Source organism: Sulfitobacter sp. F26204 (assembly GCF_026410305.1).
In the GTDB taxonomy this organism is placed as follows: domain Bacteria; phylum Pseudomonadota; class Alphaproteobacteria; order Rhodobacterales; family Rhodobacteraceae; genus Sulfitobacter.
Genome location: NZ_JAPMLQ010000001.1, coordinates 317,339 through 343,417, shown reverse-complemented (window position 1 = coordinate 343,417; position 26,079 = coordinate 317,339). Strand labels below are relative to the sequence as shown.

General features: G+C 52.6%; 26 protein-coding genes. 9 read left to right on the top strand and 17 right to left on the bottom strand.

Annotated elements, in window-relative coordinates; genetic code table 11:
- Window positions 1-11 precede the first annotated feature (11 nt).
- Entirely contained in the window at window positions 12-1,283 is a 1,272-nt protein-coding gene (gene rho, locus OS190_RS01615; RefSeq protein WP_267156912.1) for a transcription termination factor Rho, read from the bottom strand.
- Between the two features lie 124 nt (window positions 1,284-1,407).
- Window positions 1,408-1,857: a CopD family protein gene (locus tag OS190_RS01610; protein ID WP_267156911.1), complete on the bottom strand. Its 450-nt coding sequence runs from the start codon at window positions 1,855-1,857 to the stop codon at window positions 1,408-1,410.
- 403 nt (window positions 1,858-2,260) lie between these two features.
- Here OS190_RS01610 and OS190_RS01605 point away from each other — a divergent pair, with 403 nt between their 5' ends.
- Genes OS190_RS01605 through dnaQ form a run of 4 tightly spaced genes read left to right on the top strand, consistent with a single transcriptional unit; the run spans window position 2,261 to window position 4,959 of the window.
- Window positions 2,261-2,860, top strand: coding sequence for a Maf family protein (locus tag OS190_RS01605; protein WP_267156910.1), 600 nt, complete (start codon window positions 2,261-2,263; stop codon window positions 2,858-2,860).
- Window positions 2,857-3,690: a shikimate dehydrogenase gene (locus OS190_RS01600; protein ID WP_267156909.1), complete on the top strand. Its 834-nt coding sequence runs from the start codon at window positions 2,857-2,859 to the stop codon at window positions 3,688-3,690. The genes OS190_RS01605 and OS190_RS01600 overlap by 4 nt, the downstream gene beginning before the upstream one ends.
- On the top strand, window positions 3,690-4,280 hold the full coding sequence (gene coaE, locus OS190_RS01595) for a dephospho-CoA kinase (protein WP_267156908.1): 591 nt from the start codon (window positions 3,690-3,692) through the stop codon (window positions 4,278-4,280). Before OS190_RS01600 ends, coaE begins: the two co-directional genes overlap by 1 nt.
- Window positions 4,273-4,959 carry a DNA polymerase III subunit epsilon gene (dnaQ, locus tag OS190_RS01590; protein ID WP_267156907.1) on the top strand — a complete coding sequence of 229 codons (687 nt, stop codon included), beginning with the start codon at window positions 4,273-4,275 and terminating at the stop codon, window positions 4,957-4,959. The genes coaE and dnaQ overlap by 8 nt, the downstream gene beginning before the upstream one ends.
- A gap of 4 nt (window positions 4,960-4,963) precedes the next feature.
- Here dnaQ and secB read toward each other — a convergent pair whose 3' ends face one another.
- Window positions 4,964-5,440, bottom strand: a complete 477-nt coding sequence (gene secB, locus OS190_RS01585) for a protein-export chaperone SecB (RefSeq protein ID WP_267156906.1) — start codon at window positions 5,438-5,440, stop codon at window positions 4,964-4,966.
- A gap of 74 nt (window positions 5,441-5,514) precedes the next feature.
- Complete coding sequence (locus OS190_RS01580) at window positions 5,515-6,006, bottom strand: FxsA family protein (protein ID WP_267156905.1); 492 nt, start codon at window positions 6,004-6,006, stop codon at window positions 5,515-5,517.
- A gap of 104 nt (window positions 6,007-6,110) precedes the next feature.
- On the opposite strand from OS190_RS01580, the gene OS190_RS01575 reads away from it, so the two are divergent.
- Genes OS190_RS01575 through OS190_RS01565 form a run of 3 tightly spaced genes read left to right on the top strand, consistent with a single transcriptional unit; the run spans window position 6,111 to window position 8,391 of the window.
- Entirely contained in the window at window positions 6,111-6,773 is a 663-nt protein-coding gene (locus OS190_RS01575; RefSeq protein ID WP_267156904.1) for a Tim44/TimA family putative adaptor protein, read from the top strand.
- A 41-nt stretch (window positions 6,774-6,814) separates the two neighbouring features.
- A complete protein-coding gene (mltA, locus tag OS190_RS01570) occupies window positions 6,815-7,807 on the top strand; it encodes a murein transglycosylase A (RefSeq protein ID WP_267156903.1) in 993 nt (330 codons plus the stop codon).
- On the top strand, window positions 7,804-8,391 hold the full coding sequence (locus OS190_RS01565) for a Smr/MutS family protein (RefSeq protein ID WP_267156902.1): 588 nt from the start codon (window positions 7,804-7,806) through the stop codon (window positions 8,389-8,391). The genes mltA and OS190_RS01565 overlap by 4 nt, the downstream gene beginning before the upstream one ends.
- On the opposite strand, the gene OS190_RS01560 is transcribed toward OS190_RS01565, so the two are convergent.
- The 11 genes from OS190_RS01560 to regB all read right to left on the bottom strand — a co-directional run bounded on the left by OS190_RS01560 (window position 8,388) and on the right by regB (window position 23,548).
- Window positions 8,388-9,605 (bottom strand): MFS transporter, encoded by a 1,218-nt coding sequence (locus tag OS190_RS01560; protein WP_267156901.1) that lies wholly within the window; start codon window positions 9,603-9,605, stop codon window positions 8,388-8,390. The genes OS190_RS01565 and OS190_RS01560 overlap by 4 nt on opposite strands.
- 38 nt (window positions 9,606-9,643) lie before the next feature.
- Window positions 9,644-10,951, bottom strand: coding sequence for an ATP-dependent protease ATPase subunit HslU (gene hslU, locus OS190_RS01555; RefSeq protein WP_267156900.1), 1,308 nt, complete (start codon window positions 10,949-10,951; stop codon window positions 9,644-9,646).
- Window positions 10,948-11,505, bottom strand: a complete 558-nt coding sequence (hslV, locus tag OS190_RS01550; protein WP_267156899.1) for an ATP-dependent protease subunit HslV — start codon at window positions 11,503-11,505, stop codon at window positions 10,948-10,950. The genes hslU and hslV overlap by 4 nt, the downstream gene beginning before the upstream one ends.
- 133 nt (window positions 11,506-11,638) lie before the next feature.
- The gene (gene trxA / locus OS190_RS01545) at window positions 11,639-11,959 is read right to left on the bottom strand and encodes a thioredoxin (RefSeq protein WP_267156898.1); all 321 of its coding nucleotides are present in this window, start codon (window positions 11,957-11,959) and stop codon (window positions 11,639-11,641) included.
- Between the two features lie 74 nt (window positions 11,960-12,033).
- Window positions 12,034-15,375 carry a double-strand break repair helicase AddA gene (addA, locus tag OS190_RS01540; RefSeq protein WP_267156897.1) on the bottom strand — a complete coding sequence of 1,114 codons (3,342 nt, stop codon included), beginning with the start codon at window positions 15,373-15,375 and terminating at the stop codon, window positions 12,034-12,036.
- Complete coding sequence (gene addB, locus OS190_RS01535) at window positions 15,372-18,338, bottom strand: double-strand break repair protein AddB (RefSeq protein ID WP_267156896.1); 2,967 nt, start codon at window positions 18,336-18,338, stop codon at window positions 15,372-15,374. Before addB ends, addA begins: the two co-directional genes overlap by 4 nt.
- Entirely contained in the window at window positions 18,328-19,020 is a 693-nt protein-coding gene (locus OS190_RS01530; RefSeq protein WP_267156895.1) for a nucleotidyltransferase family protein, read from the bottom strand. Before OS190_RS01530 ends, addB begins: the two co-directional genes overlap by 11 nt.
- Window positions 19,008-20,006: an aminoglycoside phosphotransferase family protein gene (locus OS190_RS01525; protein WP_267156894.1), complete on the bottom strand. Its 999-nt coding sequence runs from the start codon at window positions 20,004-20,006 to the stop codon at window positions 19,008-19,010. Before OS190_RS01525 ends, OS190_RS01530 begins: the two co-directional genes overlap by 13 nt.
- Window positions 20,003-20,476 carry a tRNA (adenosine(37)-N6)-threonylcarbamoyltransferase complex ATPase subunit type 1 TsaE gene (gene tsaE / locus OS190_RS01520; RefSeq protein ID WP_267156893.1) on the bottom strand — a complete coding sequence of 158 codons (474 nt, stop codon included), beginning with the start codon at window positions 20,474-20,476 and terminating at the stop codon, window positions 20,003-20,005. Before tsaE ends, OS190_RS01525 begins: the two co-directional genes overlap by 4 nt.
- Window positions 20,477-20,525: 49 nt before the next feature.
- Window positions 20,526-22,037 carry a PAS-domain containing protein gene (locus OS190_RS01515; protein ID WP_267157329.1) on the bottom strand — a complete coding sequence of 504 codons (1,512 nt, stop codon included), beginning with the start codon at window positions 22,035-22,037 and terminating at the stop codon, window positions 20,526-20,528.
- 125 nt (window positions 22,038-22,162) lie between these two features.
- Window positions 22,163-23,548, bottom strand: coding sequence for a sensor histidine kinase RegB (gene regB, locus OS190_RS01510; protein WP_267156892.1), 1,386 nt, complete (start codon window positions 23,546-23,548; stop codon window positions 22,163-22,165).
- Between the two features lie 98 nt (window positions 23,549-23,646).
- Here regB and OS190_RS01505 point away from each other — a divergent pair, with 98 nt between their 5' ends.
- Both OS190_RS01505 and OS190_RS01500 read left to right on the top strand, forming a co-directional pair.
- Window positions 23,647-24,267, top strand: coding sequence for an SCO family protein (locus OS190_RS01505; protein ID WP_267156891.1), 621 nt, complete (start codon window positions 23,647-23,649; stop codon window positions 24,265-24,267).
- A 69-nt stretch (window positions 24,268-24,336) separates the two neighbouring features.
- Window positions 24,337-24,882 carry an ActR/PrrA/RegA family redox response regulator transcription factor gene (locus tag OS190_RS01500; RefSeq protein ID WP_323370544.1) on the top strand — a complete coding sequence of 182 codons (546 nt, stop codon included), beginning with the start codon at window positions 24,337-24,339 and terminating at the stop codon, window positions 24,880-24,882.
- A gap of 52 nt (window positions 24,883-24,934) precedes the next feature.
- Here the strand turns inward: OS190_RS01500 and OS190_RS01495 are convergent, their stop codons facing one another.
- Both OS190_RS01495 and OS190_RS01490 read right to left on the bottom strand, forming a co-directional pair.
- Window positions 24,935-25,420: a GNAT family N-acetyltransferase gene (locus tag OS190_RS01495; protein WP_267156889.1), complete on the bottom strand. Its 486-nt coding sequence runs from the start codon at window positions 25,418-25,420 to the stop codon at window positions 24,935-24,937.
- A complete protein-coding gene (locus tag OS190_RS01490) occupies window positions 25,417-26,013 on the bottom strand; it encodes an HD domain-containing protein (protein WP_267156888.1) in 597 nt (198 codons plus the stop codon). The genes OS190_RS01495 and OS190_RS01490 overlap by 4 nt, the downstream gene beginning before the upstream one ends.
- Window positions 26,014-26,079 lie beyond the last annotated feature (66 nt).

Sequence of the window (26,079 nt, the reverse complement as noted above, 5' to 3'; positions counted from 1 at the left end):
TTAAATAACAATTAGGTATTCATAGAATCAAAGAAATCTGAATTTGTCTTGGTTTGTTTCAGTTTCCCAATCAGGAATTCGATGGCATCAGTGGTGCCCATCGGGTTCAGGATACGCCGCAGAACAAAAGTCTTTTGCAGATCTACTTTATCGACCAATAGATCTTCCTTGCGTGTTCCTGACTTGAGGATATCCATCGCAGGGAATACACGCTTGTCTGCAATCTTGCGATCCAGAACAATCTCAGAGTTACCCGTGCCTTTGAATTCTTCAAAGATCACTTCATCCATGCGGGAACCAGTATCAATCAGCGCCGTAGCAATGATTGTCAGTGAGCCCCCTTCTTCAATGTTACGTGCTGCACCGAAAAAGCGTTTGGGTCGCTGCAAGGCATTGGCATCAACACCACCGGTCAAAACCTTTCCGGACGAGGGAACGACCGTGTTGAAAGCCCGACCAAGGCGAGTGATGGAATCAAGCAGGATCACCACATCACGCTTGTGCTCGACCAAACGTTTGGCCTTTTCTATCACCATTTCCGAGACCGCAACGTGACGTGTTGCCGGTTCATCAAAGGTCGAAGAAACAACTTCACCTTTTACGGAACGTTGCATGTCGGTGACTTCTTCTGGACGTTCATCAATCAAAAGCACTATCAGGTAGCATTCTGGATGGTTCTTTTCGATTGAGTTTGCGATGTTCTGCAAAAGAACCGTTTTACCGGTCCGTGGTGGCGCGACAATCAAACAGCGTTGACCTTTACCAATCGGCGATACCAGATCAATAATCCGCGCAGAACGATCTTTGACCGTTGGATCATCGACCTCCATCGTCATACGCTCATCAGGGTAAAGCGGCGTTAGGTTTTCAAATGCAACCTTGTGCCGCGCCTTTTCAGGGGCTTCAAAGTTGATTTTGGTAACCTCTGTCAGGGCAAAATAACGTTCTGTATCATCCGGTGCCTTGATCAATCCTTCGATTGTATCGCCAGTCCGCAGGGAATGAGTCCGGATCATCTCAGGTGATACATAAATATCATCGGGGCCTGGCAGATAGTTTGCTTCCGGTGACCGCAAAAAGCCGAAGCCATCCTGCAAGACTTCCAACACGCCATCGCCAGAAATTTCCCATCCTTCGTCAGCGCGTTCGCGCAGAATCTGGAACATCATCTCGCCCTTGCGCATGGTAGAAGCGTTTTCGATCTCAAGCTCCTCGGCCATTGCCAACAGGTTCTTGGGTTTCTGCGCCTTGAGATCAGCGAGGTTCAGCGTATCGGTTGTCATGGAAAATTCCTGTTCAGCCGCAAAAAACGGTTGGCTGGTCGATAAGATAGATTAGCAACGAAGGTCCATCCCCGGACGGGGTGGTGACAGTGATATAGGCGGCAAAGGAAAAGGAGTCAATCAATCAGAACTTAACCACTACCGACAAAACAATGATGATCATCAGGACGGTCGGAACTTCGTTCAACATACGGTACTGTCGACCCGTCAATCTGTTTTGTGCCTTCTGAAACCCGCGCATCCGCGCCAGCAGCCATTCATGAAATCCTGTCATTGCGATGACGCTTGCCGCCTTGGTCCAGGGCCATACCATTGTCCAGTCAACAATCCCTGGCGTAAGAATCAACAAGATCCCGAACAACCATGTTGAAATCATAGCGGGCTGCATGATCACCTTAGCCAGTTTGAATTCCATCATCGCAAACAGGTTATGGGTCTCCCCTGTCAAACCAACCTGTTCTGTATGATGTACCATGAGCCGTGGCAGATAAAATAATGCCGCCATCCATGAGATCACGGACATGATATGAAATGCCTTGATCCACGGATAGGTTAGGGCAAGGAAGTCCAACATAGATCACTCCAATCTCATTTGCCTTCTTATAATAATAAAGAAAAGAAGAGAATTGATGATGTAAGTAGGGACTCAGTTTTTTGTGGATTAACGGTTTATCCCGCATTTTGTCCCATGGGATACAAGTTGTTCAACAGATGGGGATAAACGGAGGTAAAGACATAAAGTATCTAAATTTTATAGATGCTTACGTATCTACGGCAAAACATTAACTGTGTGCAAAAAATGGAAAAGTACGAACAAGAACGATTCCTCCCAATGACCAAGTTGTCCTTGTCCTCAGGGGTACAAAATCAATAAAAACACCGATAACTTCATGACAAACGAGGCGGGATAGGTTTCCTGCTGTTTGTGCACTAAAACTCATTAAAATACCCTTACCCAAACTCACAAGGTTATCCACATGCTAAAGCCGCTCATTCTTGCTTCCGGCTCAGAGATCCGCGCGAGATTGCTGACACAGGCTTGTGTTCAACACAGTGTTCAGATTGCGCGAATAGACGAAGATATGATCAAGCAGTCGTTGATCGCCGAGGACGCAACACCCAGAGATATTGCCGATACCCTTGCTGAGATGAAAGCGCTCAAGGTAAGCGAAAAATTCCCTGGATCCCTTGTACTGGGCTGTGATCAGGTCCTGGATCACAACGGTCAAATGTTATCAAAACCCGACAGCCCGCAAGAGGCAGTGAACCAGTTGATGACCATGCGCGGCGACCGTCATTCGTTGCTGAGTGCCGCCGTCATTTGCGAAGATAGTAAACCGATCTGGCGTCAAATTGGTCAGGTCCGTTTGCGGATGCGTAAGCTGTCCGAAGCCTACCTGAATGAATATGTTTCCAGAAACTGGGAAAGCATTCGCCATTCTGTCGGTGCCTACAAACTCGAAGAAGAAGGTGTCAGGCTATTTTCCAACATTGAAGGGGATTACTTTCATGTGCTTGGTATGCCACTTTTGGAAATTATCAACTATCTGACATTGCGTGGAGACCTTGCCTCATGACCTTACCCAACATCCCCTTGGCAGGTGTCATTGGTTCACCGATCTCTCATTCAAAATCTCCGCAACTTCACCGGCATTGGCTAAAACTTTACGGTATTCCTGGTCACTATGTTCCAATGGAAGTCAAAACAGAGGATCTTGAACAGGTTATCCGCACCCTGCCCAAGATGGGTTTCGTCGGTGTCAACATCACGATCCCTCACAAGGAGGCCGTGATGCAGATTGCTGATCTGGTCACGGACCGCGCAATTTTGATCGGTGCTGCGAATACACTGATTTTTCGCAAGGATGGTAAAATCCATGCAGATAATACCGACGGTTATGGTTTTTTGGAAAACCTCAAGACAGGAGCACCGAACTGGTCACCTAGATCTGGCCCGGCTGCCGTTTTAGGTGCTGGTGGCGCTGCCCGGGCTGTGATTGCCTCTCTACTGGATGCGGGCGTTCCAGAAATCTTGTTGTCAAATCGGACAAGGGTCCGTGCCGAAAAACTGAAGTCGGACTTTGGAAAACGCTTGCGTATTTTTGATTGGGTTCAGGCGGGGAATATGATGGACCATGCTACACTGGTCGTAAATACCACTTCTCTGGGAATGATTGGCAGAGGTGATTTGCGCGTGCCGCTGGATGGTTTGCAGGCCGGTGCAGTAGTGACGGACCTTGTCTATACACCGCTTAAAACCAAACTGTTGGAAAATGCAGAGGAGATGGGTTGTGTCACTGTTGATGGACTGGGCATGCTCCTTCACCAAGCCGTTCCTGGATTCGAACGCTGGTTCGGTAAACGACCCGAGGTTGATCGTGCGACACGCGCAGCGGCGCTGCGCTGATGTTCGTTCTTGGCCTTACTGGATCAATAGGAATGGGTAAATCGACAACTGCACAAATGTTTGTCGAAGAGGGTTGCGCGCTCTGGGATGCTGATGCCGCGGTGCATCGCCTTTACGCCGAAGGCGGTGCAGCGGTTCCCCTGATCAGAGAAATGTTTCCAGCAGCCATTGAAGATAACGCGGTTTCCCGCGCAAGATTGAAAGACATCATAGTGGCAGATCCGACAACACTTGAACGAATAGAAAGCATCGTGCACCCACTGGTGGCTGAGGACCGTGCGGCGTTCATCGCGCAAGCAACATCGGACATCGTTGTTCTGGATATCCCGTTGATTTTTGAAACCGGCGGGGAAACCAAGGTAGATGCTGTGGCTTGTGTGATCATCGACCCCGACACCCAGGCGGCAAGGGTGATGGCACGCGGAACCATGTCGCGCGCTCAGTTCGAGGCGATCCGTGCAAAGCAGCTACCTGCCGATGAAAAGGCAGCAAGATCCAAGTATGTAATTGAAACCGACACGATCGAGCATGCACGGCGCCAGGTGCAGGCCGTAGTCAAAGACATCAGGGAAAACCAAATCCATGCGTGAAATTGTACTGGATACAGAGACTACCGGTTTCGACCCCGAATCCGGCGATAGGATCGTTGAAATTGGTGCGGTTGAATTGATTGGCCACGTTGCAACTGGCAAAACTTACCATCAATATATCAACCCCGAGCGCAGCATGCCTCAGGAAGCCTTTGAAGTGCATGGATTGGGTGATGATTTTCTGCGCGACAAGCCAAGGTTTGCCCAAATCGGTCGCGCGTTTCTGGATTTCATTGGTGACTCCAAGCTGATCATTCACAACGCCGCATTCGACATCAAATTTCTCAATGCCGAATTGAAATGGATGCAGCTTCCGCAAATTCCCTGGGAACAAGCGATTGATACTCTTGCGATTGCGCGCAAAAAGTTTCCGGGATCGCCTGCTTCTCTGGATGCCCTGTGCCGTCGATTCAACATCGACAATTCGTCACGCACATTGCATGGCGCATTGCTTGATAGCGAAATTCTGGCCGAGGTGTATCTGGAACTGATCGGTGGGCGACAGCCAGATTTCGCACTCTCTACCGGTCCACAGGTCGGATCTGGAGAAGTTGTGCAGCAATGGTCGCCCAAACCACGGCCAAAACCGTTGCCACCTCGTATAACCGAAAAAGAAGCCGCCGCCCACGCCGACTTTGTCCGCAAATTGGGCGACGATTCCCTGTGGCTAAAAACCTGAAAGATTAGGCATCTGCCTTTGGAGGTGTCTCTGCCTGACGGCGCGCAATCTCATTGCGATATAGTGCTACGAAATCGATGTTCTCAAGATTTAGCGGCGGGAAGCCGCCGTCACGTGTCACATCGCTGACAATGCGTCGCAGGAAGGGAAAGATCATGCGCGGACATTCAATCAGCAAAAACGGGTGAATCTGATCGTCTGGAATGTTCTCGATGTGAAAAATACCAACGTAATCAATCTCAAGCAAGAACAGCGTTGTATCCCCAGCGGTGTCCTTTGAAGTTACGTTCAGTTTGATCGAACTTTCATATTGGTGATCAACTGACCGCTTTTTCGCATCCAGTTTCACTTCGACCTGTACATCCGGCTGTACATCTGCGCCCCCACCCTTCTGCGCCATGATGTTTTCAAATGACATATCGCGGATGAATTGGCCCAATACGCGCATCTGCGCCGGTGCGGCTTCTTGTTCTTCGGCCATGTGGCTGTTCCTTTGGTAAAATCAATTTCACGCGGGCTTAACAGATGGCGATACCGCGCTCAATGCCCCGTTCATCAGTGTTTTGTCCAGCCAGAAGGGCCTTCTTGTCGCGTGTTGTTTTCATCTACCTCGTAAAATTCCGCATCGATGACATCGCCCCGCTGGGTAGCATGCCCTTCGGCGGTCGGATGTCCCGGCCCCGGCGTACCAAAGGAATGAACCTTGACCCGCGCCCGCAAAGCCTTGAATGCGGCATGCCTGAACGCGGGAACCAACAAAGCGAAACCGACAGCATCAGTGAAAAACCCCGGTGTCAGCAATAAAGCACCTGCGAAGAGAATCATGGCACCGTGCACCAAGGGTTCGGTCGGATCATTCAGATTGGAAAAGGATGCGCGCAATTGACCAAGCGCCATCGCCCCTTGGGTTCGAACCAGCCAAGTGCCCAGAACGGCGGTCACCAGGACAATGGCCAGTGTCGGAAAAAGCCCGATCCAACCGCCGACCTGGATGAACAGACCGATCTCGATCAAGGGAACAGCGATAAATGCGATCAATAGCCACATGAGTGGGACATCCTTTTGCTTGGGGTAGAGTGGACTCACCCCTATCAAGCACCTACATAAGGTCAACGGCGACAAGTTTCCATGTTTCACCCCGCGAGGTTCTGATGAATTCACCTATGATACAGCTTCTGGTTTTGGCCGGCATTGCGGTATTCTTGATCCTACGGCTCAAGAATGTTCTGGGTTCCCGGGATGGATTTGAAAAACCACCTGTTAGCGGACAGGCACCCAGGGCCCGTGCAAAAGGTCCGGCTTTTGAGGTAATCGAAGGCGGTCCCGACCTTGATATTACCGACCATGTTCCCGAAGGTAGCGATGCTGCCAAAGCATTGGCTAAAATGAAACGGATCGAGCCGTCATTTGGTGTGGATGACTTCCTGGGGGGCGCACGTCAGGCCTATGAAATGATCGTCATGGGCTATGAACGGGGCGAACTATCTGAGATTCAGTCGTTCCTCTCAGAAGAGATTTACGAAAGTTTTGTAGATGGCGTAGCCGCACGCGAAGATCAAGGCCTGACGATTGAGGCGGTCTTCAGCGGTGTACGCGAAACAGAGCTGATGGACGCAACGCTTGATCCCACCACCAACGAAGCCGAATTGACGATCCGATTTGTAGGTGAATTGACCTCGGCTGTGCGGGATGCGGCGGGCGACATTGTTGAGGGTAGTTTGACAGAGGTAAAGCGCCAAAAAGACACTTGGGTTTTCTCTCGTATCATGGGGTCGGATGATCCAAATTGGCAGCTGGTTTCTACAGACGGGTAAGCCGTGCACTGGCGGTATCAATATGCGCTGGGGTTCTCGCAATGACCCCGGCGGCAGCTGGTGAAGTGCGCTATGATGTGATCAGTTTTGATCAGCTTGATGGTTGGGCGGACGATGACCATGCAGCGGCGTTGAAGGTTTTCTTGAATACCTGCGCCGATATGGTGGACCCAGACTGGCGCGCCCTGTGTAAATTTGCAGCGGCAGATCCCGAACCGCGGCAATTTTTTGAGCTGTTTTTTCGCCCGGTGGTAATCGATGACGGGCAAGAGGCCTTGTTCACCGGGTATTTCGAACCAGAACTGGAAGGAGATCTATATCCTTCTTCCCGTTACCGTTTTCCCGTTTACAAAATGCCACCTGAAGCGTTGCGTATTAACCCCTGGCTTACACGACGCGAATTGTTGGATAGTGATGTACTAGCTGGTCGCGGGTTGGAAATTGCATGGGTTGATGATCCCGTCGAACTGTTCTTTTTGCAAATCCAGGGATCTGGGCGGATCAGGTTGCCCAACGGGCGTTACATTCGTGTCGGGTATCGCGGGGCCAATGGACATCCTTATAGGTCCATTGGTGCCGAACTGGTCCGGCGCGGTGTCTACAACATCCATCAGGTCAGCGCCGAAGTAATCAAGAACTGGGTGCGTCGTAACCCTGTCGAAGGACGTGAGTTGCTATTCCACAATCCGTCCTATGTATTTTTCCGAGAGGTCAGCAAGGTGCCCGCAGATCAAGGCCCATTGGGTGCGATGAACCGTTCGGTCACGGCCATGCGGAGTATTGCGGTTGATCCATCGTTTGTGAAACTCGGCGGTCCTGTCTGGATTGAAAAGGATGGAGAAAATCCCTTGCGTCGTTTGATGATTGCCCAGGACACCGGATCAGCAATCAAGGGGGCACAGCGCGCAGACGTCTTTTTTGGGACCGGTGATCTGGCGGGAAAACAGGCAGGTAAACTGCGCGACCCGGGTCGGATGGTTGTCTTGTTGCCGATCCAGCGTGCCTACGCCCTGCTCCCCGAAAGCGCGATATGAAACGCAAACACGGACAACTCAGCGACGATGATCTTGCGATATGGCGCCAAGTGACGGAGCGAACCGAAAAACTGGACCTGAATTCATTGTTTACTCCTGAGACTAGTTCGCCTGCAACGCCTTTACCGGTGTTTCGAAAGCCCAAGACAGTGTTGCTGGGTAAACCTGTCGCTCAACCTCATAAAACTACGCAGGATCTGATGCCCTCATTACCCGATCAAATGCGAAATGTCCCGGTTCAGATGGATCAGAAAGCATTTGGAAAACTCAAACGTGGCAAATTGCAGCCAGAAGGACGGATCGATCTGCACGGCATGACATTGGACCGCGCACATCCGGCGCTGACACGGTTCATCCTTTCCTCAAATAAATCGGGCAAGCGGCTTGTATTGGTAATCACCGGCAAAGGAAAGCAACGCGACAAAGGCGGTCCAATCCCGGTACGCCATGGTGTATTACGCCATCAGGTACCGCAGTGGCTGGCTATGCCGCCGCTCAAATCCCTCGTTTTGCAGGTTAGCCAGGCCCATATCAGCCATGGTGGTGGTGGTGCCTATTATGTCTATCTGCGCCGACAGCGTTAACGATTCAACGTGGGAAAATACCGCAGGATGCCCAGCGTCGCCAATGCGGCCGCGCATAGATAGTAGACTGCGATGGGCAACATCTGCGCTGGAAAATCTATGCCCAGGTCAATCAGATAGCCGGTGATACCAGGTCCGATCGCCGATCCGAACACCATCAGAGCCGCGGCAACTGATTTGATCGCGCCGATATGCCGCGTTCCGTAGTATTCAGCCCAGAAGCTGGAGGTCGCCGTGCCCTGCATCCCTTGCCCGACGCCAAAGATCGTTAATCCAATTCCCGCGGCAAAAATCGTGTCAGCAAATGCCAGAACGGCAAATGCCAAGGCAAAGGGCAGCATTTGAAAGGGAACGATGCGACTGACGCCAAAGCGGTCGATGGCCCAGCCGGAGGCAAATGTCGCTGCGATAGTCGCCAGTGTATAGATCGGCATCAAAGCGACATAGGAAACGAGTTCCCAACCTTTTACTTCCGTAAGGTGAACCTGCTGAAAAAAAAGCGCCGTACCCCATGCGGATGGCCCGACAATCATCGGAATCATCAGAAAGAACAGGCCGGATCGCAGCATTTTGGCCCGTGTCCAATGCAGGCCGCGCATTCCGGCGATCTGTGTTTCCGCGGCCATGGATTGTGGTGTGCGTTCCTGTCGCAGCAAAATCAGCAGAACCGGTATGGTCAGCACCACGATCATCGCGGCCAGCAACCATAGTGACCGCCATGGTGCGACTGCGAAAAGTGCGACGAATATGACAGGTAAAATCGCCTGTCCCGCTGCAAACCCCATTGACGAAAGCGAGAGGGCTTTACCGCGGGAAGCCTCGAACCAGCGAACCATCGCGACAGAGCCAAGCTGTGACATCATTCCTTGCCCTGACAATCGCAGCGCAAATATCACCAGGATGAGCAAAACCCAGGACGTATTCAGCGCCATGGCGATACAGGCCACTGCCAAGGAAAGCATAACCCCAACCGCCAGCGTTCGAACCCGGAACTGGTCGGTCAAGACACCGGCCCAAATCATTGCGACGGCTGACATCGTGGTACCGATCGTATAGATCCCACCCCACTGACCATCGCTCAGGCCATAGCCGATTTTGATCTCTGCGGCGAAGAGTGAAATAAAGTAGGTCTGGCCGTAAGAGGATGTGAAAGTCAGCAGAAAACCAGCCAGAAGAAAAAGCCAGTTCCTGCGTATGAAAAAAAGGTATCCCATTCCGACTTGGTTTCAGGATAGGGCTGAAATGAAAAGCCCTAAAGTACGTAGCGGCTTAGATCGGAAGACCGGCTCAATTCGCCCAAATTAGTCTCTACAAAGGTTGAATCAACCTCTACCACGTCACCGGAACGATCTGGTGCCGTGAAAGATAATTCCTCGAAAACGCGTTCCATAACGGTATACAATCTGCGTGCACCGATGTTTTCCACCGATTGATTGACGTCTGCCGCAATTCTGGCAAGTGCGGCGATACCGTCTTTGGTAAAGCTGACTTTGACCTCTTCGGTGCCCATCAATGCGGTATATTGCAAGGTCAGCGCATTGTCGGTTTCGGTCAAGATCCTTACAAAGTCCTGTTCGGTTAGTGCCCGCAATTCTACACGAATGGGCAGACGGCCCTGTAATTCGGGCAAGAGGTCAGAAGGTTTGGCAATGTGAAATGCCCCCGAGGCGATGAACAGGACATGATCTGTCTTGACCGGCCCATGTTTGGTGCTGACGGTTGTGCCCTCGATCAGGGGCAGCAGGTCGCGCTGCACCCCTTCGCGGCTCACGTCGCCGCCGCGGGCATCGGATCGGGCACACACTTTGTCGATTTCATCAAGGAACACGATGCCATTTTGTTCGACCGCTTCAATGGCGGCGCGGGTTACGGTTTCATCATCCAGCAGTTTATCAGCTTCTTCACTGATCAGGATTTCATAGCTTTCCGAAACTGACAGGCGTTTCTTGGTGGTGCGTCCGCCCATTGCTTTGCCAAACAGATCGCCAAGGTTCATCATGCTAGCGCCCATGCCCGGCTGTCCGGGAATATCCATTATCGGGAAGGGACTGGCGGTTTCGGCGATCTCAAGTTCGATTATCGTATCATCAAGCAGCCCGTCCTTTAGTTTTTTGCGGAACATATCACGTGTTCCGTCTCGCGCTTCCTTGCCCGCAATAGCGTCGATCACGCGTTCTTCGGCGGCTTTATGTGCCTTCACCTTGACGTCTTCGCGCATGTGTTCGCGGGTCATCGCAATCGCATTGTCCACCAGATCGCGGATAATTTGTTCAACGTCACGACCAACATAGCCGACTTCGGTGAATTTTGTCGCTTCGACCTTGAGAAACGGGGCACGAGCCAGTTTTGCCAGACGCCGGCTGATTTCTGTTTTACCTACGCCAGTTGGACCGATCATCAGGATGTTTTTTGGATAGACTTCATCACGTAAATCATCCGGCAATTGTTTGCGACGCCAGCGATTGCGCAGCGCCACTGCAACAGCGCGTTTGGCGTCATTCTGGCCAATGATAAACCGGTCAAGCTCGGATACGATTTCGCGGGGGGTCAGGTCGGTCATTTGGATATTTTCTCCACCGTGAGATTGCCGTTTGTATAAACGCAGATGTCGGATGCAATCGCCATCGCTTCTCGGGCCACAGCTTCGGCGTCGCGGTCGCTGTCGATCAACCCGCGCGCCGCTGCCAGTGCAAAGTTACCACCCGATCCGATTGCTGCGACGTTATGTTCGGGTTCAAGTACATCGCCAGCACCTGTAATGATCAACAACTCGGTACCGTCGGTAACGATCAACATCGCTTCGAGCTTTTGCAGGTATTTATCGGTCCGCCAATCCTTGGCCAGCTCTACGCTGGCGCGGGCAAGTTGTCCTGGTGTTGCTTCCAGTTTCGCTTCCAACCGCTCTAGCAAGGTGAATGCATCTGCCGTAGATCCCGCAAACCCCGCAACCACGTCGAAACCTCCTGGTGACAGGCGGCGCACCTTGCGTGCGGTGCCTTTGATCACCGTCTGACCAAGGCTGACCTGCCCGTCACCGGCGATCACCACCTCGCCGCCTTTTTTGACACCGACAATCGTTGTACCGTGCCAACCGGGAAATTCACTTTTTGCCATGAGGGCCTCCTTTTCGCAGTTGGTATATGGCCTTGTGCAAACGAACAGACAAGGGTTTGACCAACCGGGACAGATCAAAGAAAAAGGCGCCCCAATAGGAACGCCTTTGATTTTTATTGTTGAACGAAGTGGCTTAGATGGATTCTTCGATCCAGCTTTGCAGTGCCGCCTTGGGTTTGGCACCTGCCATGTTCGAGACAACTTCGCCACCTTTGAAAATAAAAAGTGCGGGAATGCCGCGAACACCCATCTGGGCGGGCGAATTCGGGTTTTCGTCAACGTTCACTTTGACGATTTTCACCTTACCGTCCATCTCTGCCGATAGTTCTTCCAATGAAGGGCCGATCTGTTTGCATGGACCGCACCATTCTGCCCAGAAATCCACCACTACGGGGATGTCGGAATTTTTCACTTCTGCATCGAAGGTGTCGTCGGTTACTGCGAGCGTGGCCATTGGGTTCTCCTGCTGAGAATTACGTTGGCCTGAACCTATGAACGCGCATGACCCGCGTCAAGGTCGCCTGATTGTCACAGCGCAGTTGTCACAAGATCGTGGGGCAGGGGCATCAAACTGGCGTTGGCCGTCCAAAGTACCGCAGTTTCGATCTTGCGGTCGGGATAAACCTGCGCAAGCATCAATGTGTAAGCACCCATTTGGCGTAAAATTCCTTCGGGGCATTGTTCGGGCCTATCTGGCACGGTGCGGTTCGTCTTGTAGTCGATCAACAGAACCTTTTCATCAGTGATCAAAAGCCGGTCAATGACGCCGTGCAGCCGTTGACCCCTCACTTCGGCAGTCAACGGAACTTCGATCAATGAATTGTCCGAAAATATATGCTTTAACGCAGGTTTGCCAAGCACGTTGAGAGCTTCGGAAATGGCACGTTCCGCGTCTTGCGGTGAGGCATCCTGTGTCAATTGCCGCATCGTGTTTGACAAGGCGGGTTCGGTCAAACCGGGTAAATTCTCAAGCAGAATATGAACAAGCGTGCCGAAGGACTTGGCGTGTTCGTTTTCATCTCCAGATAGACCAGCAAGGGCCTTTGGCCCACCGAGATCCGACGGTGACAACACATCGCCCAAAGGGGTAAAGATTGGTGCCGGTTCATTGAATATAGGGTCTAACACGGGGTCTTTTGAGGATACTTCATTCATCCTTTTGATGTTAAGGGCCTGCCAGTCGCCTTCCTCAAAACGTCGAATGCCGCTTGAATCGACTTCGACTGCATTTAGGTGATTCATCGCTTCTTCGGCGATCTGGTACCAGTCTGACCTGTCGTTGGATAATTCTCCGGCTGCTGCGATCATCAGCCACTTTTCCGCCCTGGTCATCGCCACGTATAATAAGCGAAGCCTTTCAGCATATTGCGCATCTTTCATATCATTCAGCGTTTTCCGCATGGCATGGGGCAGCGCCTCTGCCGCGGGCTTCCACATTGGCCGGCCATTCCTTTCGATGATTTCGTCCTTGATTGTGACAACCCGCCGCCCTGTATCCGGCAAAATAACAATCGGTGCTTCCAGACCCTTTGATCCGTGCACTGTCATGACCCTGATCTGGTTCGAGGCACTGTCTATCTGTCGCTTGATCTCAAGGTCGTCGGTTTGCATCCATTCGATAAACCCTGTCAGGCTGGGAACGTCGTTGCGTTCATAAGCCAGCGCCTGTGTCAGCATCGCATTGATCCCGTCCTCGGCTTCTGGTCCTAGCCGCCCCAGCAGTTTTTCGCGCCCTTTGTGACGCGTCAATATGCGTTCGATCAGGTCATAGGGGCGGAGAAAATCCACCTGTGCGCGCAAATCGTTCAAGACCGTCAGTGTTTCGCCATGGTCATCCTTGCGCAGGCGTAAGGCCTGCGAAAGGCTGGAAACCGTCCGTTTGTGCGCCAGATCAAACAGTTCTTGTTCGGACCAGCCAAAAAGTGGGGATTTCAACGCCGTTGCAAGCGAAAGATTGTCATCCGGTGTTGCGAGGAAAGAAAGCAGTGACGCCAGATCTTTTACTGCCAGTTCAGCCCCTACCTTGAGCCTGTCCGCGCCGGCAATCGGCAGTCCCGCCGCTTTGCAGGCGCGAATGATTTCGGCGAACAGGTTTGATCGGCGCTGGACAAGGATCAGAAAATCGCCTGCACGGATTGGCCGTTTGACAAATGTGCCACGTTCTTGCCCATCATCCGGAATGTAGGACGGATCTTCTGGATTGGTCAGTTCCTTTATCCGCGTCGCGATCTGTTCGGCCAAGATAACCGTATGATGCTGTGCGCTGCGTCTGTCCAGCGGGTCTGTCCAGGGGCGTTCTTCGTCCGGTTCAGCCTTGGCCACGACGGGCCAAAGATCGACACGCCCCGGAAGAGCATCCTTAAAGGCGATGTGCCGGCTTTGTTTGGCGAAATCTGTGCGGCGATTTGGATCAAAAACAGTGTCTACAAAACGCAATATAGCACTGGAAGAGCGGAATGAATAATCCAGACTGCGATGCTGGAATATTTGGTCTGCGGCGCGGAACTTCGTCTCAAAGGCCAGGCTCTTGCGATCAAATTCAAGCGGATCGGCTCCCTGAAAAGAATAGATAGATTGTTTCTTGTCGCCGACCACAAACAAGGTCCGTGCAACATCCGTTCGCGCGCTGGTTCCGCTGTAGAATTCGTCCGCCAACATTTCGATAACGTCCCACTGGCGTGGCGAAGTATCTTGAGCTTCATCAACCAGAATATGATCAATCCCGCCGTCAATCCGGTAGAGTACCCAGGCCGCAACCGCCTTGTCGCGTAGCAGGTTTCGGGCACGCAGGATCAAGTCATCGAAGTCCAGCCAGCCGCGCAGTTGTTTGGCTGTTTCGTAACGCGAGATGAATGTGCTGGCAAAGGCGTGGAGCGCTTCTGTTTTTTCGGCGGCGATTAGCGACAATCGTGCGTCACGCGCATCTTCGACCCGTTGCATCAGCGCTTCGAGCGGTGTCATCAAAGCGCCAAGAACGGTTTGAGTGGCCTTGGTTGGAAAACTACCAAGTTTGGCTGAATAGGGAAACTTCGATGTACCACCAGTAAGAAAAATACTCTCTAACAAGGGTAATGCGGTCAGATCAAAGGTCGTGATCTCCTGCAACCTTTTACCAGCCTTAGTGTCTTTTCCACCTTTGGCCAAAAGATGCGGTATAAGCTCGGAAATCAGTGATGCTTCACTGCCCAGAAAAACAGCACTCTCGATGGATTTAGCATCAAGATCGCGCGGTTGACCCAGCTCCGCAAGAACATCGGAACGCGTTAAGGGTGTTTCAAACCCTTCCCGCATGCCGACAATACGCCGCGTGAGTTTACCAAAATCCTCACCAGTGTAAAAACCTGCAATTCCGCTGATCAGGTGAGCGTCTGGCCCATCTGACATTTCGTCCACAATATCCGCGCGCAACAGATCGGCGGCGCGGTCTTCGATCTCGGTGAATTGTGGACTGACACCGGCTTCTAATGGAAAGCGCCGCAAGAGAGAGGCGCAGAAGGAATGGATTGTCTGAATTTTCAAGCCACCAGGAGTTTCGATAGCCAAAGCAAACAGAGTTCGGGCCTTACGCAGTTGTTCACTGTTTAACGTGCCATCTATCCCCAGTTCAGCCATTGCGTCGCGCAGTTCGGGGTCGCGCAGCATTGCCCATTCACCCAAGCGTTTGAACAACCGGTTCTGCATCTCTGATGCGGCTGCTTTGGTATAGGTCAGACAAAGGATATGTTGTGGTTCGACCCCGTTTAGCAGCAACCGCGCCACGCGATCTGTCAAAACCCGGGTTTTGCCTGATCCTGCGTTCGCGCCCAGCCAGGTCGAGGCATCGGGTCGTGCGGCTTCGACCTGTGCGCGGGAAGCATCGTTCATGATCATGACAGAACCTCTGGCGTTGAGGCGGTAGTGCCATCCCATTCACCAAAACGCGCAAGTTGGTCGTAGTCACCTGCGGCTTCCTCGGTCTTGACCAACCGTCGCGAAGTGAAACCTTGTTGAGTCGAAAGATAGGTAGCGATCAAGGAATGCAGCCCTGCCAATACTTCGGCCGGGGGTTCATCTTCTAGGGGTGCCGCGACTTCTTTTGGGGTGCTGCCCAAACCGATGAAAACAGCATTCACAACGGTTGCCGGGCCGACCTTCGTGAAACTGCCTGCTTCGATCATTGCAGCTTCCAACAACAACTGCTTGTCAAAAAATCTTTGCTCGCGCGCGCTGGGCGGCATACCGGTCTTGTAATCATAGATCAAAACATCGCCAAATTCGGTTAGATCGATCCGGTCGGCGTAGCCTTTTAGCGTGAATCCGAGGTCTTTGAATTCATGGATGCCTACTGCGGCCTTTTCAAATAGCATCGGCGAGGCAAAGCTCTGGCGCGTTTTTTCGCGAGAGATGAACCAATCCGCGATGCGTTCGACGCGGGCCTGCCACATCAAGCGGGCGGTGGGCCAAGGCACGTCTTCTGTGAGAACCATCTGCGTCAGGTTGATCAGATAATCGCGATTGAGCCGTGAAGGATCCTCTCGAACCGATTTGATGAACTGTTCCATGATCTTGTGAACAATGATGCCACGCACCGGGGCGTCGGGCGATTGTACCAGCGGGTCGATAGGAAGAAGACGCAGTGTATGTTTAGCGTAGATTGCATAGGGATCGCGGATCAGTCTTTTGATTTCGGTGACTGACAGGTCGTGCGGACGGGAAACAACAGGTGGCCGCGGAGAGGGGCGCAACGCTGGTTCGATACGCTTGAAACTTTCAATCGCCTGAGCTTGCCCGATCCAGTATTGCCCACGCTCGCGCATATCGGCCATGGCTTTTTTGCCGTTGCCATCCGGCAGGCCGTTCAACAGGTTTTCCAGCCGGTTCAACCAGCGTGAAGGTACGGTTTCGGCCTCGTCCGACCTGATTGAGCGTGTCAACCAGACCTCGGAGGCGGCGATGGATTGTTGATAGTCGTGGGCGGATAGCCCAATGCGCCGTTCAGGCAACAACATTCCCGCATCCAGTCGCATTTGGCGGTTGAGCCAGGGGTCAGGCGGTGGCGCTTCGGGCCATGAACCATCATTCAAACCGCCCATGATCACCAGATCCGCTCCTTGAACCCGCGCCTCAAGCGTTCCCCAGATCATGACTTGACCGCGCGGTGCGTCAAACTCGTGCACTACTTCGGCTGAGACCAGTCCACTGACAAGATCGGCATAGTCCGAAGGTGACATGAAACCACCATGCTCGGCGTGTTCGATCAATGTGTCGAAAACCTTGCGGGCCTCCTGACCGGCTTTCAGATTCCACAATTCATGTGACTCGTCCGGCCTTGTACCGCCTGCGATGGATTCAGCCAAAGCCAGATGGCGCGTGACCCAGTTGGAAAGCTGTTGTTCTTTCGTATCATGATGATCGGTAAAAGTTGTGACAACCCAGGAAAGCCAGTTCAAAAAAGCCTCCTTGCTCTCAGGGTTTTCCAATTTGTCTGCTGCATGGGTGCCTACTCGCATCAACCCCTGTGCATCTGGATAGGGCAATCCATCACGTCGGATCCGCATTTCAAGAAGTTGGGTATTCAGTTGATGTTGGTTACGGCCTTCACCGCTATGGGTCAGCGGATGCCTGAGCAAAACCAATAGTGCCTCTGCATCCAGTTTTCGGGCAAACAATCCTGCTACATGTCGCATAAAACGGCCGGGCGGAGAGAGGTGCAGGGGTTTACCTGCGCTGTCGTCGGGCAGGATATTCCAACGGTCAAGCGCTGCGGTCACCTGCCGTGTCAGCATTCTGTCAGGTGTGATCAATGCGGCGGTTTTGCCTTCTTGAACGGCTTGGCGCAGACGCATTGCAATGCTCAGCGCTTCGACTCGTGGTGTCGGAGCCTCGAGCAGAGTAAGGCCCCGGGTCGCGTTATCGATGTCGGAAAGCATCGGCCCCTCGCTTAGCCAGGTATCGGTGACAGGGGCAGGCCGCAACGACAGGGATACCAAACGGTTACGTGCTTCGGAAGGTGGCGCGATATTGGCCCATTTCGGCACATCTTGGGGCGTGACATCCAACCGCTGCATCAGATCAAAAAACCGGTATTGGGGGTGATCTTCTGGTGGGGTTTTCTCATTTAGCAAATACCACTTATCCGACATTGAATAGTCAAAGCCGGGCAGGACAATTGCGCCTTGCGGAAGCGTGGCAACAGCCTGCATCAGCATTGATGTGGTACCGCGTGATCCGGTAGAGCCTGCAATAATGACAGGGTGCTGTGCAGGCTTCTCATGCCAATGTGCAACGATCCTTTGGACCAGTTGCCGTTGACGCGCCTGAGCGTCAGGACAACTGCCCATGTTTTCAAGGTATGTATTGGCGATACTTAAAAATTGTTTGGCGCGCTCCCAATGCCCGGATTGATCATTGACATTCAGATCTGCGATTGTGGCAGCGCTGACGCCTTCGCCCTGCATTTCATCAATCAAATTGGCCAGACTGTCTGACAAAGCATAAAGTGATGAACGGGGTGCGATTGTTGGTTCCGTTGTGATCAACTTTGAAACGAGTTGCACCAGTTCGAGCCGTCGTCGTAGTGGCGGGGTCGCAGGCGGCAAATTGATGCCGGTCACCAGTGTATCAAGATCGCTGAGCAAGCGGATATTTGGCAGGAAGCCAGCAGGACCGGCGTCGAATATATCACGCAAACGCCGTGCCATTCGGCGGGTGTTGACGATCAAATCAATTTTGGCAATGGCCTCGGGAGGTTGTCCCTTCAGCTTTTGACGCAACCCATCGACCAATGCACGGGGGAAATCCACACCTGGGCTGATACCAAAAAGGCGCGGCTGCTCCGAAGGTTCAAACACCATTCCGCTCCAGCATGTTTTCGGCAATAGAGATGCCGCCGGGATGCCCAACGTCACACCATTTACCCGGATAGGTCAGCCCGAACAGTCGCCCAGTTTGCAACATTTTGTTCCACACTAAATTGAGAGAGAATTTTGAGTCAGGGATCGTCTGCAAAAGATCGGTTTTCATCATCTGGATGCCGCCAAAGACTGCGCCGGAGCCACGTTCCATCCGCCCTGTTTCAGAAACAAGGAAATCTCCTGTCCCTTCATACCCCAGTGCAGATGCAGTGGGCACACAAACCAACAAGGCGTCCATCACATCGGGGTCCCAGACTGCGCGCAGCAGTTCGATCGGATTTGGTCCCACCCAGATTGCATCGGTGTTCATGGTGATTACAGGCCCAGGCCCGATAAGTGGTAATGCATTACGCAACCCACCGCCTGTTTCGAGGATGTCTGGTCGCTCTGTTATCGTCTGCACGCCCAACGGTTTCAAATAGGCATCCAGCATGTCAGCCTTGTAATGCAGATTTGCAACGATCGGATCGCCCCCGCCCGCCCGCGCAAGGTCAAGCGCGTGACCGATCAGCGGTTTTCCGGCCACTGGGATCAACGGTTTGGGCTGGTCTTGGGTCAGGTGTTTCATTCGCGTGCCAAAGCCTGCGGCGAACATCATGACGGGAGAGGTTAGCGTGGACATTGGCTTTTTAATCCCACCAGATAATTGGGTGTTGGTTCTGGCAATAAGGTGCCCAGAAGCTCGGAAACTGCGGCAAGAGCCGGATGACCGAGATCGCGCTGAACATAGCCCCACACCCGCGGGATCATATCGACATAAGCCGTTTTGCCGTCACGCAGGCAAAGACGAGCAAAAATACCAAGGATGCGCAGGTTTCGCTGTAGTCCTAGTATTGCATAGGCTTCCCGAAACAATTGGGCATCATCCCCGGTCTGGGTAAGCGTGTAGGTTATGATTTCTTCTTCGATCTCAGGACGGACTTCACGACGGGCGTCTTGCAGGATCGAGACAAGATCGTAGGCGGGATGCCCGATCAAGGCATCCTGGAAATCTAGCAATCCCACACGTTTCACGCCGGAACGATCAGGGAGCAGCAGCAGGTTTTGCACGTGGTAGTCACGTAGTATCAGAACAGGATCTGTTCCGGCTGTGCGTGCCGCCACGGTTCGAAAAAGCCCGAAGAATTTTGTCTGGCTGGTCTTGTCGACATCCTGTGCGTACCACTCGAACAAGGGTGCGATCATTTCTGTCAGCCAATCGGCATCACAGATCGGTAGTCCGGGAACCGGCGTGTCACGTAGATGGATCAGCACATCAGCAGCAGCCCGATAAAGCTGGATCTCCTGTGACCTGTCCCTGGCGATCAGATCCGTGAACAAGGCATCGCCAAAGTCTTCGATGAGCAATAAACCGTTGGATTCATCGTGATGATATATGTCTGGTGCACTAAGTCCAACATCGCGAAGGTGATTGGCAATCATGACGAAGGGACCTACGTCCTCACCGGTTTCAGGCGGTGCGTCCATGAGAATGGCTGTCGTCCCATCCGACCGCGTCAACCTTACATATTTGCGGTTTGAGGCATCGCCTGCCACATGATGTCTGGCCGCCTGGTCCCAGCCTGTCGCATTTAAAAAAAGGTTGATCAGTATATTTCGGTTGTTCATGAGCCCCACACCTTCATCCGGTCATCCCATTTCGGATCTGTCCAGGTGGCGGATAGCTTGCGCGCTTCATCGACATGCACCCGCTCCAAGGCAAGATGAAGTGCATTTTGGGGTATTAGAGGGCCAAGCCGGTCCGGCCACTCAACAAGACAAATATCGGTTTCGAATGCTGCAACAAGGCCCAGCTCTTCGATTTCTTGAACTGATGTAAGGCGGTATAAATCTGCGTGCCAGATATCACATGGCCCCGCCGGATAGGTCTGGACAAGGGTGAAGGTTGGTGAGGGAATATCTTCCGACGTGTCGAGCATTGACTGGATCAAAGCGCGGGCAAAATGCGTTTTTCCAGCACCTACATCGCCTTGCAACAAGATTACGTCGCCTTCGTTCAATACGGAAGCCAACGTCACGGCAAGGGCGGCTGTTTCCTCTGGTGAGGCGGATGTGATCGTGCGGGATTGCGTGTTCATTCCGCATCGTGACAATCGGCTTAATGCTGTGCAAGTCGAAAGCAGGTTGTCATGCAATTTCGCTGTTCGAAGTTTTTTTTGCGGCGACCAGAGTGGTGATTTGATCGACGGTTGCGTGAATACGTGAGAATCGGATCAAGGTCGCATCAGCAGTGAGAGCAATAGCGCGGCACCGGACCGCCCGGCCATCAGACTGGTAAAGATCAAATTTTCTGGTCGGACGGGTACCCAGAGTAGAGGCAAACACAGTAATTTCATCCCATGGTCCGTGCCCTTGAGTCTTGCTGGCCCATACATCGATGGAATCTTTGATGGTGACATCTGCAAAGGCAGCATCAGGATCCTGTCCCCACATCTCACGATAGGCGGAATTGCAAAAGGTCAGCATTCCGGTTGAGCTAAACACGACCAAGGCATCACCAACGCTATCCAACAGGGATTCAAATTGGGCGACTTCGGCGCGATAGCTACGAGAAAGGGTGATTTCGGCGCTGATGTCGTCGATTAGAAATGCCGTCGCTCCGTCGGGATGCGGGCGACCCTGAACACTATAGGTGCGCCCGTCATCCAATGACCATGTTTCGAGGTAAAGCCCATCTGACGCAGCCGCGATGACATCAGCAATATCCTGTCGCCAGCAACGATAATTCTTGGGTTCCGGCATGCGCCTGTTTTCCCGCAGCGCGTCAAAAAACGACATCATCGTCGGGCGGGTGGCGAGAAAACTGGCCTGCAATCCCGAAAGATCGACCAAGGCTGGGTTGAAAATGCTCAACTGGCCGTGTTTGTCAAAAATGGCTAAACCAACTGGCAAATGCGCAAAGGTTTTCGCAAGTGTTTGAACAAAGGTGCGCTGGGCCACTTCTGCTTTGACGAGTGCCGTGATGCAGATGGCGTGGTGCATGGTGCTGACATCTGTTTTGTGGGTTGTCACTTCAAACCAATCTTCTGCACCTTTTGAATCCGTTACAACACAGCGCTGTTTGTCTGTTTTTTCAAAATGCGCAAACGGGTTTTCAGACAGCGGACGCCCTATGCGATTTGCCAGTTTGGCGAATGCCGAGTTGCACCAGATAACAACTCCCTGATTATCCATTTCCCAAACGGGCTGTGCCATTGTTCTGGCAAAACGGTCCATTTGAGTGGCGTTTTGCCCTGACAAAGGAAAAGCCCGCACGGGCAATTCAGATTCCGTCAGATGAACCCAACACATCCCGTCACGCCAGTTCATTTCAACAGTGGTGCAGTCCTCTGCTTGTTTTGAATACAGGGTCATGGTCCCTTCGGATCCGGAGCCCGCTGTTTCGGGAAAATCAGGAAAGCGGTTCAACAGTCTGTCACGAAGATCATCCCAAACATGGGTACCGGGAAAGAAGGCAAATTGTTTAAGCGCAGTAGTGCTGGCATGGTGTAATATGCCATCATCAAAGAGCAGTGACATCTGGTCGGTGTCCGGTATCTGCGGGGTCTGCACAGGTGGTTTGGAAGCCTTCAGGCAAAGCAATGTGAGCATGGTTGTCGACAGAGCGATTGCGACGATAAAAACGATCTCCAATACCACCAACAATTGTCTATACCTTGACGTTTTGACGCATCGGTTTCAGCCAAGCGCAAAATTGGTTAACGAAGTGTTAATATTTTGCGATTAGTCGGCGTTTTTTCGCAATGAGGGTTGGTACACCTGAATTATTCAGTGATTTGCTGGTTTTCTCCCATCTTCCCGGTTTCATGCGGTGGCTGCGGTTCCAGGGCGGCGCGCGGCCAGACCACCTCAATCACTGCGCCGCTCGCGGGTGTGCGGGAATCCCGATGGCGACCATTGGCAAAACGCAACTGTGCGCCTGAACGCTCCAGCAAGGTTTTGGCAATGAACAAGCCAAGACCCATGCCTTCGTAGTCAGGTCGCATGACAGTTGCCTGCGATTGTGTTCTGTCACGCATAAAAGGATCGCCGATGCGACCAAGAATATGTGCCGGGAACCCCGTTCCGTCATCCATGATACGGATCGATACCGTGTCGTCTGACCACACCGATTCAACCCATGCTGTTGTCCGTGCAAAATCCACTGCATTCTGGATCAGATTGCGCAAACCGTGAATGATTTCAGGCTTGCGCGGGATCATGGGTTGGCTCTTGCGCATTTCCGGGCCCTGTTTTTGTGTTAAGATAAGATCTTTGCCACGGCTCATATGCGGTTCGGCAGATTCAAATATGATCGCTTCCAAAGGCGCAGTGCGCAGATGTAGGTCATCTTTGCCTGCCCGCCCCATGTTGCGCAGAATATCGCGACAACGGTCTGCCTGTTCGTGGATCAACGCGGCATCTTCTGCCATATCCGGGTAGTCCTTCAGATCATTCAGCAATTCCGACGACGCCAGTTTGATTGTGGCCAATGGTGTGCCCAATTCATGTGCGGCAGCAGCAACCACCCCTCCCAGATCGGTCAGTTTTTGTTCGCGCGCCAGAGCCATCTGCGTGGCAGCCAGGGCGTCACTCATTGAATGCACCTCGGATGTGACGCGCCGCGAATAAGCGCTTGTAAAAACGATTGCGATAACCAGGGCAGTCCATTGGCCAAAAATAAAGAGTCTGGGAATTTGCAGGACGTCACCGTCCTGAGTCATCAAGGGCAGATGATAGGCCGATAACACTGTCACCACAAAAATAGCTGTCGTGCAAAGCACTACGGTTGAACGCAGGCTGAGTGCCGCCGCCGAAATCGTTACCGGCCCCAGCAGGAGCAATGCGAAAGGGTTGTTCAGTCCGCCGGTCAGAAACAGCAGGAATGCAATTTGCATCAAATCAAAGGTGATCATCCACAGATTTTCGAATTCCGACAGGCGTTTGTTTTCTGGAAAGATAAAAGTTGCCACAAGATTGGCAATTACCGAGGCACCGATCGCTAGATAACATAGGCCCAGTTCAAGTTGTAAACCATAGATCATTTGCGCGACGCTGATTGCAATCAATTGCCCAATGATTGCAACCCAACGCAACACGATCATCGTGCGCAGCCGGATCCAATTCGCGCGCGTGCGCCCTGAAAGTGGACGGATGGTTGCCTGCGTCATCTGCGCACCTTTTGTTTATTCGCCGTTGCGTCTCGGCTAGGGTAGCGTAGGTCTGCACCCGAAAACGATCAAGAGCGCCCCTGGCGTAGGAGGTTTTGATGAATCGCACAATTTCCATGACCATCTTTGCAGTTGCCATCGCGGTTTTGTTCTTGCTCGGCACGATCTGGTTGACCTCATATCGTTCGACCGCGGACCAGTTTGCACAATGTCGTTCCTCTACGGTTGCCGGTGATTTGGGTGGACCTTTCGAGCTGATGAATGCCAAGGGCGAAACAGTGACCGACAGCGATATTATCACTGAACCGTCATTGATCTATTTCGGCTATACGTTTTGTCCCGACGTGTGCCCACTGGACGTTGATCGGAACGCGTCAGCGATTGAGTTACTGGAAGAACGCGGCAAACGTGTACAGCCAATCTTTATTACCATTGACCCCGAGCGTGATACGCCGGAAGTTGTTGGCGATTTCGCCGAAGTCATGCATCCGCGGATGGTCGGGCTGACAGGATCACCAGAACAGATCAAAGTGGCAAGCCAAGCCTACAAGACCTATTACAAGGCGCATCCGGCTGTCGATGATGAGTATCTGGTGGACCATTCGACCTTTAGCTATCTGGTCTTTCCGCAACAGGGTTTTGTACAATACTTCCGTCGCGAATTGTCTCCGGACCAGTTGGCAGATCAGATCGGTTGCTTTCTGGATCATGCGTCGTAAGGTTGACCTGTCGGCACTGCAGCTCTTGTTGCAGAATGCATGACAAGCGACAGGCACATGGAAGTATCAATGGACAAGTTTGACATCGGACCGGACAAAACACTTCTGTTGGTGGATGATGACGAACCGTTCTTGCGTCGTTTGGCCAAAGCGATGGAAAAGCGTGGTTTCGAAGTGGAAACAGCCGATTGTGTGGCTGCTGGCAAAGCAATTGCGACCGCCCGTCCACCTGCCTATGCAGTGATTGATCTCAGGCTTGAGGATGGCAATGGATTGGACGTGGTCGAAGTGCTGCGCGAACGACGAGCCGATGCGCGGGTTGTTGTCCTGACGGGATATGGCGCGATTGCGACGGCGGTTGCTGCGGTTAAGATCGGGGCGACGGATTACCTGTCCAAGCCGGCGGATGCCAATGACATCACCAACGCGCTGTTGGCAACCGGCGACGATATGCCAGCACCGCCGGAAAACCCGATGAGCGCGGACCGAGTAAGGTGGGAACACATCCAGCGTATCTACGAGTTATGTGACCGCAATGTTTCGGAAACAGCGCGTCGATTGAATATGCACCGCAGAACATTGCAGCGGATTCTGGCGAAACGTTCGCCCCGCTAGTCGGGCAGGACACGGGGTTTCATGGCCTGTCCGGTTGGGGTATTGACGCGGCCTATAGATCGAACCGTTTGAGCCGCTTGCTCACAATGTCGCCATCGTCCATCTGATAGCCTTCGATCAGGGCATAGTCGACGAAGCCCCGGCTTTGATAGTAGATGAGACCCCCCTCATTATCCGAACGGATGTTGGCGCTAATCCAGACATATCCCAGTTCTTTTGCGGCTTTGCGGGTGGCCTCAAACAAGGTGGAGCCAATGCCCAAACCAGTCTGGCCGATCTGGACAAAGGTGGCAATATTTGCAGCTTCGGCCGGTAACGAAGCATCAGGTTCGATCCATTGAAACCCGACAACATGTTCCCGATCATCGACCGCGACATGCCACGCATTGCGACCAGGAGCAAAGGCCATCCACTCTCTCAGATCATCACCTGTTATCGGGCGAGTAAGCGCTGTTGTGCCCCCTTCCTGAATGATTTCGTTCAGAAGGCGGGCCATGTCCGACCGGTCCAGCGCGATTGGAGGACGCACCGAAATCATCCCATTTCCTTTAGCAGTGCGTGGTGACGGGCGGTAAATTCGCTTCGTGTTTCCACTGGCGGGCGCAAGACAATGCTGAGACCGTCAAGCAACGCAGGATCGGGTTTTCCAAAGAACTTGGAGGATTCAGCCTCCGAAAAACCGGCGATTTGCGTGGCTTCCATCCAGGCGCTCAGCTTGTCCGCTTTTTTGATTTGTTTCTTTACCGCCGCAGGGATGCTGGCGGGCAAACCGAAACGAAGATGTATCGCTGCAGTAAGGCGATCATCAAGCGCGCCGTATCCCGGCCCGACAGCAGCCTTTACGGGCGAGATCATGTCGCCGATCACATATTCCGGTGCATCGTGTAACAAGGCAGCCAAACGCCATTTCGAGGCTGTCTTGGGGTAAATTCTGCCAAAGAGCGTTTCAACAAGAAGCGAGTGTTCAGCGACTGAATAAGCGTAATCGCCATGGGTCTGGCCGTTCCAGCGTGCAACAAAAGCGAGACCATGGGCAATATCTTCGATCTCTATGTCCACCGGTGTTGGATCCAGCAGATCCAGCCTGCGACCAGAAAGCATTCGCTGCCATGCTCTGGGTTGTTGTGCCATGAAAGACTGCCCCTACGTCATTCGAATTATTGGAACTACTGCTCACCTTGTGTGTTTTTCACATGA

Bases quoted from the DNA above. Each gene is read 5' to 3' on its own strand.
- rho (WP_267156912.1), bottom strand. From the start codon at position 1,283: ATGACAACCGATACGCTGAACCTCGCTGATCTCAAGGCGCAGAAACCC.
- OS190_RS01610 (WP_267156911.1), bottom strand. From the start codon at position 1,857: ATGTTGGACTTCCTTGCCCTAACCTATCCGTGGATCAAGGCATTTCAT.
- OS190_RS01605 (WP_267156910.1), top strand. From the start codon at position 2,261: ATGCTAAAGCCGCTCATTCTTGCTTCCGGCTCAGAGATCCGCGCGAGA.
- OS190_RS01600 (WP_267156909.1), top strand. From the start codon at position 2,857: ATGACCTTACCCAACATCCCCTTGGCAGGTGTCATTGGTTCACCGATC.
- coaE (WP_267156908.1), top strand. From the start codon at position 3,690: ATGTTCGTTCTTGGCCTTACTGGATCAATAGGAATGGGTAAATCGACA.
- dnaQ (WP_267156907.1), top strand. From the start codon at position 4,273: ATGCGTGAAATTGTACTGGATACAGAGACTACCGGTTTCGACCCCGAA.
- secB (WP_267156906.1), bottom strand. From the start codon at position 5,440: ATGGCCGAAGAACAAGAAGCCGCACCGGCGCAGATGCGCGTATTGGGC.
- OS190_RS01580 (WP_267156905.1), bottom strand. From the start codon at position 6,006: ATGTGGCTATTGATCGCATTTATCGCTGTTCCCTTGATCGAGATCGGT.
- OS190_RS01575 (WP_267156904.1), top strand. From the start codon at position 6,111: ATGAATTCACCTATGATACAGCTTCTGGTTTTGGCCGGCATTGCGGTA.
- mltA (WP_267156903.1), top strand. From the start codon at position 6,815: ATGACCCCGGCGGCAGCTGGTGAAGTGCGCTATGATGTGATCAGTTTT.
- OS190_RS01565 (WP_267156902.1), top strand. From the start codon at position 7,804: ATGAAACGCAAACACGGACAACTCAGCGACGATGATCTTGCGATATGG.
- OS190_RS01560 (WP_267156901.1), bottom strand. From the start codon at position 9,605: ATGGGATACCTTTTTTTCATACGCAGGAACTGGCTTTTTCTTCTGGCT.
- hslU (WP_267156900.1), bottom strand. From the start codon at position 10,951: ATGACCGACCTGACCCCCCGCGAAATCGTATCCGAGCTTGACCGGTTT.
- hslV (WP_267156899.1), bottom strand. From the start codon at position 11,505: ATGGCAAAAAGTGAATTTCCCGGTTGGCACGGTACAACGATTGTCGGT.
- trxA (WP_267156898.1), bottom strand. From the start codon at position 11,959: ATGGCCACGCTCGCAGTAACCGACGACACCTTCGATGCAGAAGTGAAA.
- addA (WP_267156897.1), bottom strand. From the start codon at position 15,375: ATGATCATGAACGATGCTTCCCGCGCACAGGTCGAAGCCGCACGACCC.
- addB (WP_267156896.1), bottom strand. From the start codon at position 18,338: ATGGTGTTTGAACCTTCGGAGCAGCCGCGCCTTTTTGGTATCAGCCCA.
- OS190_RS01530 (WP_267156895.1), bottom strand. From the start codon at position 19,020: ATGTCCACGCTAACCTCTCCCGTCATGATGTTCGCCGCAGGCTTTGGC.
- OS190_RS01525 (WP_267156894.1), bottom strand. From the start codon at position 20,006: ATGAACAACCGAAATATACTGATCAACCTTTTTTTAAATGCGACAGGC.
- tsaE (WP_267156893.1), bottom strand. From the start codon at position 20,476: ATGAACACGCAATCCCGCACGATCACATCCGCCTCACCAGAGGAAACA.
- regB (WP_267156892.1), bottom strand. From the start codon at position 23,548: ATGACGCAGGCAACCATCCGTCCACTTTCAGGGCGCACGCGCGCGAAT.
- OS190_RS01505 (WP_267156891.1), top strand. From the start codon at position 23,647: ATGAATCGCACAATTTCCATGACCATCTTTGCAGTTGCCATCGCGGTT.
- OS190_RS01500 (WP_323370544.1), top strand. From the start codon at position 24,337: ATGGACAAGTTTGACATCGGACCGGACAAAACACTTCTGTTGGTGGAT.
- OS190_RS01495 (WP_267156889.1), bottom strand. From the start codon at position 25,420: ATGATTTCGGTGCGTCCTCCAATCGCGCTGGACCGGTCGGACATGGCC.
- OS190_RS01490 (WP_267156888.1), bottom strand. From the start codon at position 26,013: ATGGCACAACAACCCAGAGCATGGCAGCGAATGCTTTCTGGTCGCAGG.